The sequence below is a fragment of the Nocardia sp. NPDC050435 genome (genome assembly GCF_040655395.1).
GTDB lineage: Bacteria > Actinomycetota > Actinomycetes > Mycobacteriales > Mycobacteriaceae > Nocardia.
The window spans coordinates 494,903-509,342 of record NZ_JBFAJW010000006.1 but is presented as its reverse complement, the minus strand read 5'-3'; the positions used below and the strand labels follow the sequence as shown (position 1 = coordinate 509,342).

At 71.0% G+C, this 14,440-nt stretch carries 14 protein-coding genes; 9 read left to right on the top strand and 5 right to left on the bottom strand.

Features of this window, described 5'->3' with window-relative positions; all coding sequences use genetic code 11:
- Positions 1-51: 51 nt before the first annotated feature.
- Both AB0I43_RS21620 and entS read left to right on the top strand, forming a co-directional pair.
- Positions 52-1,056: an ABC transporter substrate-binding protein gene (locus AB0I43_RS21620; protein ID WP_356975330.1), complete on the top strand. Its 1,005-nt coding sequence runs from the start codon at positions 52-54 to the stop codon at positions 1,054-1,056.
- Positions 1,053-2,312 carry an enterobactin transporter EntS gene (gene entS / locus AB0I43_RS21615; RefSeq protein ID WP_356975332.1) on the top strand — a complete coding sequence of 420 codons (1,260 nt, stop codon included), beginning with the start codon at positions 1,053-1,055 and terminating at the stop codon, positions 2,310-2,312. The genes AB0I43_RS21620 and entS overlap by 4 nt, the downstream gene beginning before the upstream one ends.
- Before the next feature lie 105 nt (positions 2,313-2,417).
- On the opposite strand, the gene AB0I43_RS21610 is transcribed toward entS, so the two are convergent.
- On the bottom strand, positions 2,418-4,058 hold the full coding sequence (locus AB0I43_RS21610) for an AMP-binding protein (RefSeq protein ID WP_357432585.1): 1,641 nt from the start codon (positions 4,056-4,058) through the stop codon (positions 2,418-2,420).
- Between the two features lie 58 nt (positions 4,059-4,116).
- On the opposite strand from AB0I43_RS21610, the gene AB0I43_RS21605 reads away from it, so the two are divergent.
- The 3 genes from AB0I43_RS21605 to AB0I43_RS21595 all read left to right on the top strand — a co-directional run bounded on the left by AB0I43_RS21605 (position 4,117) and on the right by AB0I43_RS21595 (position 6,630).
- Positions 4,117-4,920: an SDR family oxidoreductase gene (locus AB0I43_RS21605; RefSeq protein WP_356975336.1), complete on the top strand. Its 804-nt coding sequence runs from the start codon at positions 4,117-4,119 to the stop codon at positions 4,918-4,920.
- 75 nt (positions 4,921-4,995) lie between these two features.
- Positions 4,996-5,643 (top strand): isochorismatase family protein, encoded by a 648-nt coding sequence (locus AB0I43_RS21600; RefSeq protein WP_356975338.1) that lies wholly within the window; start codon positions 4,996-4,998, stop codon positions 5,641-5,643.
- Between the two features lie 120 nt (positions 5,644-5,763).
- Positions 5,764-6,630, top strand: coding sequence for an AMP-binding protein (locus AB0I43_RS21595; protein WP_356975340.1), 867 nt, complete (start codon positions 5,764-5,766; stop codon positions 6,628-6,630).
- Here AB0I43_RS21595 and AB0I43_RS21590 read toward each other — a convergent pair.
- Together AB0I43_RS21590 and AB0I43_RS21585 are read right to left on the bottom strand one after the other, a co-directional pair.
- Entirely contained in the window at positions 6,544-8,469 is a 1,926-nt protein-coding gene (locus AB0I43_RS21590) for a hypothetical protein (RefSeq protein WP_356975342.1), read from the bottom strand. The two genes, AB0I43_RS21595 and AB0I43_RS21590, sit on opposite strands and share 87 nt — an antisense overlap.
- A gap of 131 nt (positions 8,470-8,600) precedes the next feature.
- On the bottom strand, positions 8,601-9,656 hold the full coding sequence (locus AB0I43_RS21585; protein ID WP_356975344.1) for an isochorismate synthase: 1,056 nt from the start codon (positions 9,654-9,656) through the stop codon (positions 8,601-8,603).
- 283 nt (positions 9,657-9,939) lie between these two features.
- On the opposite strand from AB0I43_RS21585, the gene AB0I43_RS21580 reads away from it, so the two are divergent.
- Genes AB0I43_RS21580 through AB0I43_RS21570 form a run of 3 tightly spaced genes read left to right on the top strand, consistent with a single transcriptional unit; the run spans position 9,940 to position 12,131 of the window.
- Positions 9,940-10,176 carry a phosphopantetheine-binding protein gene (locus tag AB0I43_RS21580; RefSeq protein WP_356975346.1) on the top strand — a complete coding sequence of 79 codons (237 nt, stop codon included), beginning with the start codon at positions 9,940-9,942 and terminating at the stop codon, positions 10,174-10,176.
- Positions 10,176-11,465 (top strand): SidA/IucD/PvdA family monooxygenase, encoded by a 1,290-nt coding sequence (locus AB0I43_RS21575; protein ID WP_356975347.1) that lies wholly within the window; start codon positions 10,176-10,178, stop codon positions 11,463-11,465. Before AB0I43_RS21580 ends, AB0I43_RS21575 begins: the two co-directional genes overlap by 1 nt.
- 21 nt (positions 11,466-11,486) lie before the next feature.
- A complete protein-coding gene (locus tag AB0I43_RS21570) occupies positions 11,487-12,131 on the top strand; it encodes a histone deacetylase (protein ID WP_356975349.1) in 645 nt (214 codons plus the stop codon).
- Positions 12,132-12,453: 322 nt separating this feature from the next.
- Here the strand turns inward: AB0I43_RS21570 and AB0I43_RS21565 are convergent, their stop codons facing one another.
- Together AB0I43_RS21565 and lexA are read right to left on the bottom strand one after the other, a co-directional pair.
- Positions 12,454-12,858 carry a DUF4440 domain-containing protein gene (locus tag AB0I43_RS21565; protein ID WP_356975351.1) on the bottom strand — a complete coding sequence of 135 codons (405 nt, stop codon included), beginning with the start codon at positions 12,856-12,858 and terminating at the stop codon, positions 12,454-12,456.
- A 93-nt stretch (positions 12,859-12,951) separates the two neighbouring features.
- A complete protein-coding gene (gene lexA, locus AB0I43_RS21560) occupies positions 12,952-13,620 on the bottom strand; it encodes a transcriptional repressor LexA (RefSeq protein WP_356975786.1) in 669 nt (222 codons plus the stop codon).
- Between the two features lie 252 nt (positions 13,621-13,872).
- On the opposite strand from lexA, the gene AB0I43_RS21555 reads away from it, so the two are divergent.
- Positions 13,873-14,340, top strand: a complete 468-nt coding sequence (locus AB0I43_RS21555; protein ID WP_356975353.1) for a hypothetical protein — start codon at positions 13,873-13,875, stop codon at positions 14,338-14,340.
- The last annotated feature ends 100 nt before the right edge of the window (positions 14,341-14,440 follow it).

Sequence of the window (14,440 nt, the reverse complement as noted above, 5' to 3'; positions counted from 1 at the left end):
CAGCAAGGGGCTTACCCATCGGCCACCCGGCCGAGCACAACTAGGAGAGAAATGAGTTCATCGACCAGGCTGTCCGGCCGTCGCCCGCGGCGGATCGCCGCGCTGGTGGCGCTGCTGCTGGCGGCGCTGACGGCGTTGATCGGCTGCGGCTCGGACACCGATTCGGCGTCCGCGGACGGCGCCACCCGCGTCATCCAGACCGAGCGCGGCCCGGTGACGGTGCCCGCCCAGGCCAAGCGGATCGTGGTGCTCAGCGGTGGCCTGGCCGGCTACCTGTACGCGCTCGACGCCCCGGTGGCGGCCACCGACACCCGCGTGCTCGGCGTCACCAACTTCGACGGCGGGTTCCCGCCCTCGTGGGCGGCCAAGGCCAAGGAGCAGGGCACCAAGCAGCTGCCCGCCGGCGAGGAACTCAATATCGAAGCCGTCGCCGCTGCCGCGCCGGACCTGATCATCGGTGGCGGCCAGGGCATCACGGCCGTGCAGGCCGAGAAGCTCTACGACAAGCTGGCCGTCATCGCGCCGACCATCCTGGTGCCCAAGACGGTCGCGGCGTGGCAGGAACAGCTGCGCCAGGTCGCCGACGCCGCCGGCCGCTCGGACAAGGTCGAGGCGCTCACCGCCGCCTACCGGGACAAGGTCGCGAAGGTGAAGGGCTCGATCAAGGTGCCCGCCGGCAACTTCGCGGTGCTGCTCTCGCTGCCCAGCAACGAGCCCTACCTGGTCCCGCCGACGGCGGCGCTGCCCGCGCTGCTGACCGAACTCGGCTTCAAGGCCGACGACGTGCTCGCCAAGGCCGGCAACCCGAAGCTGTTCGGCTCCGGTGACTCCTTCGCCGTCAGCCCGGAACTGCTGGGCAAGGCCGCCGACGCGCCGCAGGCGTTCGTGCTGCCGGTGGGCGGACGCTCGGTCGAGCAGCTCAAGCAGGATCAGGTGTATGCGAATCTGCCCTCGTTCAAGGGTAATTCGCTCTACGAACTGCCTGCCACCAGCTACCGCCCGGACTACGACGGCGTGATGGCTACCCTCGATCTCATCGCGAAGCGTTTCGCATGAGCAGGCTGGGTGGGCTGGTCATCGATCTCGCGCCGCTGCGATCCAGCCGCGCGTTCCGGTACGCCTTTGCCGCGCGGCTGATCTCGCTGCTCGGCATCGGACTGCTGATCGTCGCTGTACCGGCCCAGATGTATCAGCTCACCCGGTCGAATCTGCACGTGGCCGGCGTCTCGGTGGTGCTGGCGGCGGCGATGTTCGCCGGCAGCCTGGCCGGCGGCGTGCTCGCCGATCGCTTCGATCGGCGGCGCACCATCCAATGGTCGCGCACCGCAGCGGGATTGGGCTTCGTGGTGCTCGGCGTCAACGCGACGCTCGACCATCCGGCGGTGTGGGTGATCTACGCCGCCGCCGGCATCGACGGCCTGGCCGGCGGGGTGAGCAGCACCGCGCTGATGGCGCTCACGCCCGCGCTGGTGGGCCGCGACAAGATGGCCGCGGCGGGCGCGCTGGTCACCCTGACCACCGATCTGGGCACCATGATCACCCCCGCGCTGGCCGGTGTGGTGATCGCCGCGGGCGGGGTCTCGGTCACCTACTTCGTGGCCGCCGCCGCAACCGCGGTGACGGTCACCCTGTTCCAGGAGGTCGGCCCGGCCGCGCCGCCGGAGCAGGCCCGCGAGACGCCGTTGCAGGCGCTGCGGACCGGGCTGCGGTTCGCCATGGGGGAGCGCACGATTCGCGGTGTCCTGATCGTCGGCCTGGTGGTGATGCTGGCCAGCGGCCCGACGGTGCTGCTGCCCGCGTTCGTCGACCAGGTGCTGCACGCGGGCCCCGCGACACTGGGCCTGCTCTACGGCGCTCCCGCGGTCGGCGCGGTCGTGGGCACCCTGACCAGCGGCTGGACCGGCGGCGTGCGCCGCAGCGGCCTGGCCCTGCTGGCGTCGATGGCGGCGCTGCCGATCGGCTTCCTCGTCATGGGCGGCGCCGGAAGCGTGGCGGCCGGCGCGGTGGTGGTGGCCTTCCTCGGCATGGCCGGATACGGCCTGGCCCGCGCGGTCAACGACATCTTCCGGTTCGCCGTCCTGCAGCACGGCACGCCCGATGAACTGCGCGGGCGGGTCTCGAGCCTGTGGCTGATCCAGGCCGTGGCGGGCACCGCGCTCGGCTCGATGACCGCGGGCATCCTGGGCCAGTACTTCGCGCCCGATATCGCCCTGCTGGTCTACGGCGTCCTCGTCGCGGCCGTGGCCGCGATCCTGTTCGCGAGTCTGGGCGCGGTCCGCGCCGCGACGGCGCCGACGACCGCGAAGGTCTGAGCGAAACCACTGCCCCGGAACGACTTCGGCCGGGACCCGGATATCGCGCCCTGCAAATGCAGGGCCGAGAGCGGGTCCCGGCCGACGTGCTTGCCGGGACGCTGGTCAGCGGTTGGCGCGCTCGGACAGCGCCGCGCGCAGCGCCCGCCGGCTGGTCTTGCCGACCCCGGTCTCCGGGAAGCTGTCGACGACCTCGACCAGGTCCGGCAGCTTCCACGCGGCGACCCCGCGCTCGCGGACGAAGCGGCGCAGCTCGGCCAGGGTCGGCGCGGCGGCCGGATCGGTGGCCAGCACGAACGCGCAGGTGCGTTCGCCCAGCGCGGGATCGGGCACCGAGACGATCGCCACATCGCGCACGGCGGGGTGCTCGAGCAGGTGCTCTTCGAGTTCCTCGGCCGAGACCTTCTCGCCACCGCGGTTGACCCGGTCGCCGTCGCGGCCCTTGACAACCAGATTGCCGTCGGGGCGCAGGGCGACCACGTCGCCGGTCCGGTACCACCCGTCCGGGGTGAACGAGCGCGCGTTGGCTTCCTCGTTGTTGTAGTAGCCGCGAATCGTGTACGGCCCCTTGGTGATCAGCATCCCGTCCGCGCCCGGCGCGACCGGCTCGCAGGCGGCGTCCACGACTGCCACCTGATCCAGGTCCGACATCGGCCGGCCCTGGGTGCCCACGATCACCTCCTCGGGATCGTCGAGGCGGGTGTAGCAGACCAGCCCCTCGGCCATGCCGAAGACTTGCTGCACCGTGACTCCCAGCGCGGGCCCGATCCGGCGGGCCAGCTCGTCCGGGCAGCGCGCGCCGCCCACCAGCAGCACCCGCAGCGTCGAAAGATCATGCGGGGTACCGGCTTCGGCGCGCTCGGCCCAGACCCGGGCGAGCGGGGGCACCAGGCCGGTGATGGTGACACCGAAGCGCTCGATCGCCGCGAACGCGGTGCTGGGAGTGGGGTCGGACGCCAGCGCGACGGTGCCGCCCGCCCACAGCGCGCCGAGGATGCCCGGCGAGCTCATCGGGAAGTTGTGCGCCACCGGCAACGCCGCGAGGTAGACCGAATCGGTGTCCAGCGCGCAGAGCTCGGCGCTGCGCCGGACGCTGTAGAGGTAGTCGTCGTGGGTGCGCGGAATGAGCTTCGGGATGCCGGTGCTGCCGCCGGACAGCTGCAGGAAAGCCACCTCGGAGGCGTCCAGGGCCGGGAATTCGCCGGGCGTGCGGCGCAAGTCGTGCAGGCTCACGGTGTCCGCGGGGGCCTCGGCTCCACGATCGGGCACCACGATCACGTGGTCGAGCGTCGGCGCCTGGCCCCGCACGGTGCCGGCGAGCGCCGCGTGATCGAAGAGCTGATGCCGGTGGCAGGTGATGATCGCCACGGCCGCGCTGGCCTGCGCGATCGGGACCAGCTCGGCTTGGCGGTGCGCGGGCAGGCAGAACACCGGCAGCGCCCCGGCCTGGAACAACCCGAAGATCACCTCGACGAACTCGGCGATGTTGGGCAGCTGCACCAGCACCCGATCCCGCGGCCGGATGCCCAGCTCGGCGAACCCGGTCGCCAGTTCTCGTGCCCGCGTTTGCAGTTCGGCGTAGGTCCAGCGAGTGTCGGCGTCGACGACGGCCACGGCGTCCGGGCGGCTCGCGGCGCGCGCGGCCAGCAGGTCGCTGAAGGTTTCGCCGGTCCAGTAGCCGAGCGAGCGGTAGAGCTCGGCTTCGGCGGGCGGCCACGGGGTGTAGCCGGGGAGTGGGGAGTCCAACTTCGAGCCCTTCCATCGAGCATTGTCATTCGAGAGAAGGTCAGTATAGGCTAACCTTATGTCGCAGAGCTGGAAAGCGTGTGGTCCGGTCGTCGTCACCGGAGCGGCGGCAGGGATCGGTCGTGCGGTCGCGGAATTGTTCGCGGCGCGCTCGGCTCCGGTATCGCTGTGGGACACCGATCCCGCCGTCTTCCGGGTGCGCACCGAAATCCGTGCCGAGCAAGGTGATTTCGTCGGGCACGCGGCCCGCGTCGACGTGTCCGACGCCGACGCGGTCGCCGGGGCCTTCGCCGACGCCGCCCGGGCCATCGGCCCGGTCGCGGTGGTGGTGCACGCCGCCGGCGTGCTGGAGACCGGCGACGCCGCGGATCTCACCGCGGCGCAATGGGATCGGTGCCTGAGTGTGAACGCCACCGGAACGATGAACGTGACCCGCCAGGCCGCGACCGCGATGGCCGCCAACGGCGGCGGCGCGATCGTCGTGGTCACCTCCAATGCCGCCAGCACCCCGCGCGCGGGCATGGCGGCCTACGGCGCCTCCAAGGCGGCGGCCGCCGCCTTCGCCCGCTCGCTCGGTCTCGAAGTGGCCGCCCAGGGCGTCCGGGTGAATCTGGTCTCGCCCGGCTCCACCGACACACCCATGCTGCGCGGCATGCACGGTGAGTCCGACGAACTCGCCGCGATCGCCCGCGAACGCATCATCGCCGGCGATCCCGATCGCTACCGCGCCGGAATCCCGTTGCGCCGCATCGGTCTTCCGGAGGACGTCGCCGAGGCCGCGTACTTCCTGGCCTCGCCGGCGGCGCGGCACATCACGCTGCACGACCTGCGGGTCGACGGCGGCGCCACCCTCGACATGTAGAAGCCCGTCGAAAACCGTTCCGCCGGATCCGCTCCGGCCCGCGGAACCCGAGTCTGTCCACGAGAGGATCCTGTTTTGGCCATCCCGCCGATCGCACCGTATTCCCTGCCCGCGCCCGACGAGGTCGAGGACAACCGGGTGCCCTGGTCGCTGGATCCCTCGCGCGCGGCGCTGCTGATCCACGACATGCAGCGCTACTTCATCGACGCGTACCGCACCGATCAGGAGCCGATGGCCACGGCGCTGGCCAATATCCGCCGACTACGCCAATTCTGCACGGTGGCGGGCATTCCGGTGATCTTCACCATGCAGCCCGGCGACCAGCACCCCTCTCGTCGCGGCATCCTGGCCGACTTCTGGGGGTCGGGTCTGGAGACCGGGCCGCAGGCCGAGGTGGTGCCGGAGCTGGCGCCCGGCCCCTCCGACATCCAGGTCACCAAGTGGCGCTACTCGGCGTTCCAGCGCACCGATCTGCGCGAGCTGCTCAGCCACTATCAGCGCGATCAGCTGATCATCACCGGCGTCTACGCGCACATGGGGTGCATGCTCAGCGCGGCGGAGGCGTTCATGAGCGATGTGCGGCCGTTCTTCGCGCTGGACGCGACCGCGGATTTCACCCGCGAGGATCATCTGATGGCGCTGAACTACGTGGCCCGGCGCTGCGGCGTGGTGGCCACCACGGACGAACTGGAGATGAGCCTGCGCCAGGTGCAGGCGGCCTGATCCATGGGGTGACGCGAGTCACTTTTTCCCAAATGCGCCGCCGTATGGTTAGGGTTTCCTTACCTTTCCGGCCGGAAAGGTCTCCGGTTCCGAATACGCGAGGTGACAGCAGCAGTGCCGATGATTACGCGAATCGCGCAGGCCGTCGAGGGGTTCACCGACTCCTTCGACCGCGCCGCGATTCTCGACGACGACTGCCTGCACACCTATGACCTGCTCGCCGAAGCCGTGGAACTGCTGGCCGGGGAACTGCGGGCGGCGGGCGTGCGCGGCGGCGACCGGGTCTCGATCTACATGCGGTTCGGCTACCCGGCCCTGCTCGCCGCGCTCGCGGTGAATTACGCGGGCGCGGTCGCCATCCCGCTCGACATCCGCGAGACGTGCGCGCTCACCGAACGCAAGCTGCGTGTCGCGGGCGCGCACTGGGTGCTCGGCCACCTCGGTGACGACCACATCGTCGAGGACGTGGCCGGGCTCGAGGACCCGCCGATGGTGTCGGTGGCCGGTGAGTACACCCTGCTCGGCCTACCCGGGCCCGCCGGGCGCGCCGAGGCGGCCGCCGGCTTCGCCTTCTGCACGCCGGAAGGCTCCGGCTGCCGGGCCGTCGACACCGCGGTCCTCGCCGACACGGCGCAGGCGATGGCCCGGCAATGGGGCATCGGCGCCGACGACACCGTGGCGCTGGGCTCCGAACTCGGTGAGTTCGAGGGCTTTCTGGCCGCCACGGCGACACTGGTCTCCGGCGCCACCCTGTGCCTGCCCGGCCGGACCGAGTCCGCCGAGCACTGGCACACCGCCTCGGTGCTGGTGCACGCCGACATCGTGGACGGCGCCGCGCCGCCCCCGCCCGAGGGCCCGCGCGTGGAGCCGCTGTTCGGCCGCTGGTCGGCCGAATCCGGGTCAGCCCGCGACGAGATCCGCGAGCTGCGTTTCCCCACGCGCCCGCAGGGCCGCGCCGAGCGCGGGCAGGTCCGTCGCTGCGGGTAGCCACACCGCCTCCGCGAGCTCGGCCCGCAACTGTCCCTTGGGCAGCCGGGCCGCCGCGGAATGACCGGTCGCGGCCAGGGCGCGGCGCAGCTTGTCGCCGCCGGCCGGCTCGGCCACCGGCACCACGTCGAAGCGCAAACCCGCGGTGCCGGGCGTGAATTCGAGGAACACCTCATCGCCCACCGACAGCCCCAGCTCGTCGACGAAGCGCTTGATGGTGCCGCTGCGCGCCTGCACCGAGACCCACAGCACCGACTGCGGACCGAGCCGGCTCGCCAATTCCACCGGATGGTTCGGTCCGACCCCGATCAGGCCCGCCAGCGCCGAGGGCAGATTGAACGCCGACCCCTTCACGTGGGCCGCCGCGATCGTGGTGCGCCAGCGGAACACCGCGCCCTCGCGGTAGAGCCCGCGGGTCTTGGCCGGGGACTTGCGCGGTGCGTAGCTGCGCTCGCGCCGGGTCACCACCCCGGCGGTGGTGACGTATTCGCCGGTGGCGGCATAGGTTCGGACGCTGACCTCGCGGACGTCGAAGCTGCGCGTGACCTGCCGCACCAGCTCGTCCAGATCGATCCGCCCGCCGTTCGCGTCCAGGATCTGCCCGATCTGGCGATGGATCGGCACATAGCGGGTGCCCCAGCGGGTCAGGCCCCAGCGGGTGCGATCGGACTTGCCGAACCGGTCGTCGGCGACCATCGCGTTGCGAATGCTCGACACCGATCGGCTCGGCACCACCGCCGCCTGGATCTCGGCCACCGTCAGCGGTTCGCCCGCCAGGGCGAGCACCGCGGCGATCGCGTCGTGCACCGATCCGGAGCGGGTCAGCACATGTCCGTCGACCAGGCGGTAGCCGAGGTAGCCCAGCGCCTGCTCGGTCTCGGCCACCGGGAGGTCGAAAGCCGCCGCCGCGGTGGTGATGTCGACCAGGCCCTCCGGGGTCGCGGCGACGGTCAGGATCTTGCGTACGCGCTGGCGGGCGGCCTCGGGGGAGGTGTCGACGATCCAGTCGTCGACGACCTCGACGCGATCGTCGAGGCGGATCAGCACCTGCCACAGGCACAGCCCCAGCTCGGGGACCGGCGCGGCGAGATCGGGCTCGGCCCCGCAGACGCGCGCGAGCGCGGCCATCGGCCGCGCGGCGGCGGCGAGCACGTCGGCGGCGCGGCGCAACTCGGCCGAGGTGCGGAACATGGTGCTGACGCGGGTGCGCAGGCGACTGTCGAGCTGGTTCACCCGTTCCCGTGAGATGCCCAGTTCCAGACCGCAATTGACCAGCGTCATCGGCCGCGCGGCCAGCACCCGCGCGGTGAGCAGGAACCGGTCGCGCTCGCCAAGCTCGCCGAGGAAGGCCGTCAGCTCCGCGACGGCGGGCGCGGCGGCCTGCGCGGGCAGCGAACAACGCACCAGCGCGGCGGCGATCTCGGCGCGGGCGGCCGGTCCGATGCCCGGCAGCGCGGCCAGTTCTCGGGGTGTGAGCCCGCCCAGGGCCGCCGTGCTCGCCCGTTCCGCCAAGGCGATCCGTACTTTCGCGGGCAGCCGCAAATCGTCGAAATCGACGGCCGGGAAAGCGAACGGAAATGCTTCGGCCAACCGGGTATCCCGGTGCTGCTCCAGGAAAACCGCCGCGATCCGGCGACAAACCTCGCCGAGGTATTCCGGCGGCACCCCGGCGCCGGCCGGAGTGGACATCCACGCATTCGGAATGAGTTCGTTCTCGCCGAGCAGCGACGGCCCGGCGCGATGTGCGCCGAGCCACGGCAGTATCTCCAACCAGGAACGCCCCACGGCCGCGCGTGGTGGCGCCGTCACCTTTTCGGCAGCGCCCGGCGACCGACTCACTGGCAATTTCTCCTTGCTATGCCCGACGCTGTTGAACAGGGTCGATCATAGGCGCACCCGGCGAATTCGCCCTGCGCACGCGGCGCCGGCGGAAACATTCGGCGTGTCCGCCGGATGCCCGCGCCCGGAAATCAGTGTTCGGTCGCGCCCAGTGCTGCGAGCATTGTCCCGAATTTCGTTGTGGTTTCGGCCAGCTCGGCTTCCGGGTCGGATTCGGCGACAATCCCGCCGCCCGCGTAGGCCAGAATCGAGCGGCCGTCGGCGGACAATTCCGCGCAGCGAATACTGACCATCCATTCGCCGTCGCCGTCGGCCGCGGCCCAGCCGACGGCTCCGGCGTAGAAGCCGCGGTCGCCCTCGAGTTCGGTGATGAGTTCGCGCGCCGCGGCGGTGGGCGTACCGCAGACGGCCGGGGTCGGATGCATGGCCAGCGCCAGGTCCAGCGCCGTGATGGCCGGGTCGCGCACGACCGCGGTGATCGGCGTGCCCAGGTGCCACAGCTTCGGGGTGCTGGTGAGCTCGGGGACCTCGGGAATGACGACCTCGCTGCACAGCGGGGTCAGCGCGGCGCGCACCTGGTCGATCACGAACGCGTGCTCGCGCAGGTTCTTCGGCGAATCCAGCAGGGCGGCGGCGGTTTCCCGGTCCCGGGCCCGGTCGGGGTGGCGCGGCGCGCTGCCGGCCAGCGGATGGCAGGTGACCACCTCGCCGCTGCGCCGGACCAGCACCTCCGGAGTCGCGCCGACCAGGGTCTTGCCGGCGTAGTCCGGGCCGGCGGCGGTCAGGTCGACGCTGAAACCGTTGCCGAAGGCGTCGCCGGCGACCAGCCGGTCCAGGATCTGCGCGGCGGCGACCGGTGCGGTGGCGGTCAGCCGCAGAGCGCGGGCCAGGACCACCTTGTCCAGGGCGTTCCCGGTGTCGGCGAGGGTGGCGATCAGCGTGCGCAGGCGCTGAAGATGCTGCGCGGCTTGCGGAATCGCGGTCTCGACGGTGATGCGCGGCAGCGGTGCGCCGGTGCTGCCCAGCGGGCCGTCGGTCACGGTGACCGTGGTGGGGGCCCAGAGCGCGGCGGGCGCGGCCGGATCGAAGGGCAGGGCGCCGACGATGTGGTCGGCGGTGCCCGATCGCAGTGCGGCGGCGGCCTGTTCGGCGTTCGGATAGGTCGCGGCCTGTCCGGCGGCCTGCACGGTGGCATGTGGCCGGGACAGGACGAACGCTGCCGCCGAGGGGATGCTGGCCGCGGTGTTCTCGCTGCGTGCCGGGCTGAAGATGTTGATGGCGTTGCCTTTCCGTGCGCGACCGGCCCCCTGAGGCGATGAACAGCCTATCCCGGTAAACGACCAATATGGTAGAAGTTAGTGTAGCCTAAACAAATGTTGGACGGGCTGGGCAAGGAGTCCAGCCGCTGGATCTAGGAGTCGCATGAACGAGGCCAGTGGGGGTCGGCAGACGGCAGAGGCGGCGGGATCGGTGGACACACTGAGCCGGCAGGGCGTGCTCGCCGATATCGCCGCCGCGCTCGACCTGCGACCGGAGGACCTGGGCGCGGACACCAATCTGCTGGACGCGGGCTTGGACTCGGTGCGGCTGATGTCGCTGGTCGAGCGCTGGCGCGCCGCGGGCGCGGAGCAGATCGACTTCGTCACCCTGGCCGCGGAGCCGGTGCTCGGCGTGTGGCTGGATGTGGTCACCCCCGAGGCCGCGTGATGACGCGCTCCGAGGAGATCGTCGATATCGCCGGAATCGGCTACGGTCCGTCGAACCTCGCGCTGGCCATCGCGCTCGCGGAGTTCAACGAGAACCGCAGTAGCGCGGCGGCCCTGACCGCGCGCTTCGTCGAACGCAAAGAGCGCTTCGGCTGGCACCCCGGCATGCTGCTGCCCGGCGCGACGATGCAGATCTCCTTCCTCAAGGACCTGGCGACGCAGCGCAATGTGCACAGCCGCTACACCTTCCTGAGCTACCTGGCCGAACGCGGCCGGCTCAACGACTTCATCAACCACCAGACCTTCTTCCCGACCCGGGTGGAGTTCCACGACTACCTGGATTGGGCGGCGGGCACGGTCGCGGCCGATGTCGCCTACGGCACCAGTGCCGAGGCGATCACCGACACCGGCGAGTGCTTCGAGATCCAGCTGGCCGGCCGCGAGGCGGGCGTGCTGCGCGCGCGCAATATCGTTGTCGCGGGCGGACTCTCGCCACAGCTCCCGGCCGGAGTCAGCGCGGGCCCGCGGATCTTCCACAACCACCAACTGCTACCCCGGCTGGCCGAGTTGCCGGCCCGTGCGCACCAGCGTTTCCTGGTGCTCGGCGCGGGGCAGAGCGCGGCCGAGGTGGTGCAGTATCTGCACACCACCTACCCCGACGCCGCGGTGCACGCGGTGTTCGCGAAGTACGGCTTCAGTCCCTCCGACGACAGCCCCTACGCCAACCGCATCTTCGACCCGGCCGCGGTCGACGACTACCACTCCGCCACACCGGAATTCCGGCGCCGGCTGATGAACTACCACCGCGGCACCAACTATTCGGCGGTGGATCTGCCGCTGATCGAGGAGCTCTACGCGCGCGAGTACGCCGAGCGGGTCAGCGGGCCGCGCCGGCTGTTCATGCACGGCGCCTCCCGCGCCCTGACCCTGGCCGACACCGGTGACGGCGTCACCGTCACGGTGCAGCACGAGCCGACCGGGCTGACCGAGGAACTGCGCTGCGACGCGGTGGTCTGCGCCACCGGATTCCGTCCGATCGACCTGCGCACGCTGCTCGGCGACCTGGCCGACACGGTGGTCACCGACCCCGAGGGGCCGCGGGTCGCGCGTGACTACCGGCTGGTCACTTCGCCGGCGCTGTCCGGTGGGATCTACCTGCAGGGCGGCACCGAGCACAGCCACGGCATCTCGTCGTCGCTGCTGTCGAATGTCGCGGTGCGCTCCGGGGAAATCGTGCGCTCGGTCGCCCGTGATCCCGCGGTGCGCCCGGTGGCCGTGACAGGAGCCTAGGTCTCGACGCACCATGGCTGGGTGCGGATCTGGTACGCCTCCTACGGGTCGAACATGCACCGGCACCGGCTGCGCTGCTATCTGCGCGGCGGTCGCCCGGCGGGCGGCGCGCTGACCCTGCCGGGCTGCCGGGATCCGGCCGATCCGGTGCGCTCGGTGCCGCTGCTGCTGCCCGGCGTACTGTATTTCGCCACCGAGTCGCTCACCTGGACCGGCGGCCGCGCCTTCTACGACCCGCACGTGCCGGGGGAGACCGCGGTCGCCGCGCACCTGCTCACCGTGTCGCAGTTCAGCGACATCTACGAGCAGGAGATGTACCGCGTGCCCGGCCCGGATCTGGATCTCACCGAGGTACTCGCCCGCGGCCGGGCGACGCTGGGCCCCGGCCGCTACGAGACCGTCGTGTGCGCGGGCCGGCACGACGGCGATCCGGTGCTCACCTTCACCGCGCCCTGGCGCTACCGCGATCTACCCGGCAACCCGCCGGCTCCGGCCTACCTGCGGCACCTGGCCGCCGGGCTGCGGGCCACGCACGGCTGGAGCACCGCCGACATCGCCGGATACCTCGGTTCCCGGCCCGGCGCCGAGCTGCGCTGGACGCCGGAATCGGTCGCCGCGCTGCTGACCGCGCCGCCGCCCATCCTCGAGCCGCAGCACGCCGAATAACTTGTCGAATCCGATGCCGTCGCACCCGGCGGCAAGGCCGGTTCGGTAGGTCCGGCGAGGATCGTCATGTAGGGCAACTAAACAGAAGGAAGGTTCACGATGATTCCCCACCTCATCGGCAGCATCGTCGGCGCAGTCCATGGCTTCCTTTACACGCTTCTGATTCCCTAGTTCGCGCCGCCCGGAACGGGAGCTCGCGCCGTTCCGGGCCACCGCGACGGCGGCGCCGCGGCCGTGGCTCGCCGCGCCGTCGTTCACCGCCCTGCCGGTGCTGCGCGACATCCCGCCCGCCATCGCGCGTGTCCGGACCGCGGCGTGGCGCTCAGCTGCCGGACGGATTGTCGATGAGGTAGCGCCATTGCCCGTCGCTGCCGCGGCGTACCACGTCGGTGGCGGTGCCGGACAGATCGACGGCGGTGCCGTCGGCGGCGATGCCGCGCATCGTCCAATCGACCAGCAGCAGCGCCACATTGACGACCGTGTAGCACTGGCGGATCCGCGCCGTCATCGGCACGCCGAAACTCACCATATGGGCGAGCGCCGCCGAGCGCTCCGCCTCGCCGGCCACCTGTCCGGGCGCCGGAATCACCACCGCGTCCGGTTCGTAGAGCAGATCGAGCGCGGCGAGATCGCCCGCGTTGAACAGCGCCACCCATTGGGCGATGAGCTGGGCAATCGCCTCGGGAGCAGGGGTGAGGGGGCTGGGCAGGTCGTGATCGAGCGTCATGACTAAGGAATCGTAATTCGTTGCTGGAGTGGATGATCGCCGGATGGCCCGGAACCGGGCCGGGGACGGCGAATCCGCCGCCCCCGGAGCGCGCTACACCTTGCGGATGACCGTGACGACCTTGCCGAGGATGCGGGCGTTGTTACCCGGGATCGGCTCGAACAACGGGTTGTGCGGCAGCAGCCAGACATCGTTCCCGGTGCGCTTGAACGTCTTCACGGTGGCCTCGCCTTCGATCATGGCGGCCACGATCTCGCCGTTGTCGGCCACGTTCTGCTGACGGACCACCACCCAGTCACCGTCGCAGATCGCGGCGTCGATCATCGACTGGCCGACCACCTTCAACAGGAACAGCGAACCGTCGCCGACCAATTCGCGCGGCAGCGGGAAGACATCCTCGACCGCCTGCTCGGCCAGGATCGGGCCACCGGCGGCGATCCGGCCCAGGACCGGCACGAAAGTCGGTGTGGGACGGCCGGCGTCGGCGGCGTCGTGATCGTGGTCGGCGCTGTGCAGGCTCGTCACCGAGCGCACCGTATCGTCCAGGCCGCGAACATCCACGGCGCGCGGGCGATTCGGGTCGCGTCGTAAATAGCCCTTGCGTTCGAGTGCCCGTAATTGATGGGCAACCGAGGACGTGGAGGTGAGCCCGACGGCGTCACCGATCTCGCGGATGCTCGGCGGATAGCCGCGCTCGCTCACCGAGGTGCGGATGACCTCCAGGACCTTGCGCTGACGCACGGTGAGATCTGCCCCGGTCAGGGGCTGTTCGGTAGCGACTCCGCTCTCCTCGCCCGTGTCGTCTGTGTGGCTCACCGGAACCCGCCTTCCTGCAGTGTCGAATGTCGCCTCTTGAATTTAGACCGGTGACGCCGATGTTTCAAACACCTGTTCGACCTGAGTCGTGTTTCCTGCTGACTTTGTCGGTGCCGCGTGGTAGAAATCGAACATCAGTTCTTCGAACGCATGATCGAATAGCGCGTCTCCTCAGCACCCACCACGGAGGTTCGTCCGATGAGCACAGCGATCCGCGAAACCACATCCCCCGCCTTCCACGAACTCGGCCTGGTCCCGGTCGAGCCCGCCCCGCTGCTCGTCGAGCTGCCCGCCCCGGTCCCCGTGCCGCTGGTGCGGCGCTCGCTCCGGATCGGCTCGCGCGCGCTGGATTCCGCGCCCCGCCCGCTCGCCGAGCGCCGCCCGCGCGATGGCCGCCCCGGCGGCGCGGCTCCGGCCGCCCGGCCCGGCGCGGCGCGCTCCGCGGCCGCGCATCCGCCGCAGGGCGCGCACCCGCTGGACACCCGGGTGCTCGAGGCGCAGGTCGGTTTCGCCGTGCTCGCGGTGGCGGCGCTGCTGAGCGCGCTGGCGGTCACCTCGCTGATCCTGCTGGCGCAGTGGCGTGCCGGCAGCTTCGGGGTGCAGCCCGCCACCACGCCGGTGGTAGTGGAACAGCTTCCGGTGTCCGAGCCGGGCCAGGTCCGATAGCGGATCCAGTGCGCGAGAGGCGTGTTGCGCGGCGGTGGCCGGAATTCTCGATCGGGAATGAGAACACGTTGCTACGGTGCTGAACAACGTGTCTGAGGCA

What these genes read in the sequence shown, in the direction of transcription:
- AB0I43_RS21565 (WP_356975351.1), bottom strand. Translation starts at nt 12,858, where the DNA reads ATGACGCTCGATCACGACCTGCCCAGCCCCCTCACCCCTGCTCCCGAG.
- AB0I43_RS21605 (WP_356975336.1), top strand. Translation starts at nt 4,117, where the DNA reads ATGTCGCAGAGCTGGAAAGCGTGTGGTCCGGTCGTCGTCACCGGAGCG.
- AB0I43_RS21575 (WP_356975347.1), top strand. Translation starts at nt 10,176, where the DNA reads ATGACGCGCTCCGAGGAGATCGTCGATATCGCCGGAATCGGCTACGGT.
- entS (WP_356975332.1), top strand. Translation starts at nt 1,053, where the DNA reads ATGAGCAGGCTGGGTGGGCTGGTCATCGATCTCGCGCCGCTGCGATCC.
- AB0I43_RS21555 (WP_356975353.1), top strand. Translation starts at nt 13,873, where the DNA reads ATGAGCACAGCGATCCGCGAAACCACATCCCCCGCCTTCCACGAACTC.
- AB0I43_RS21620 (WP_356975330.1), top strand. Translation starts at nt 52, where the DNA reads ATGAGTTCATCGACCAGGCTGTCCGGCCGTCGCCCGCGGCGGATCGCC.
- AB0I43_RS21595 (WP_356975340.1), top strand. Translation starts at nt 5,764, where the DNA reads ATGATTACGCGAATCGCGCAGGCCGTCGAGGGGTTCACCGACTCCTTC.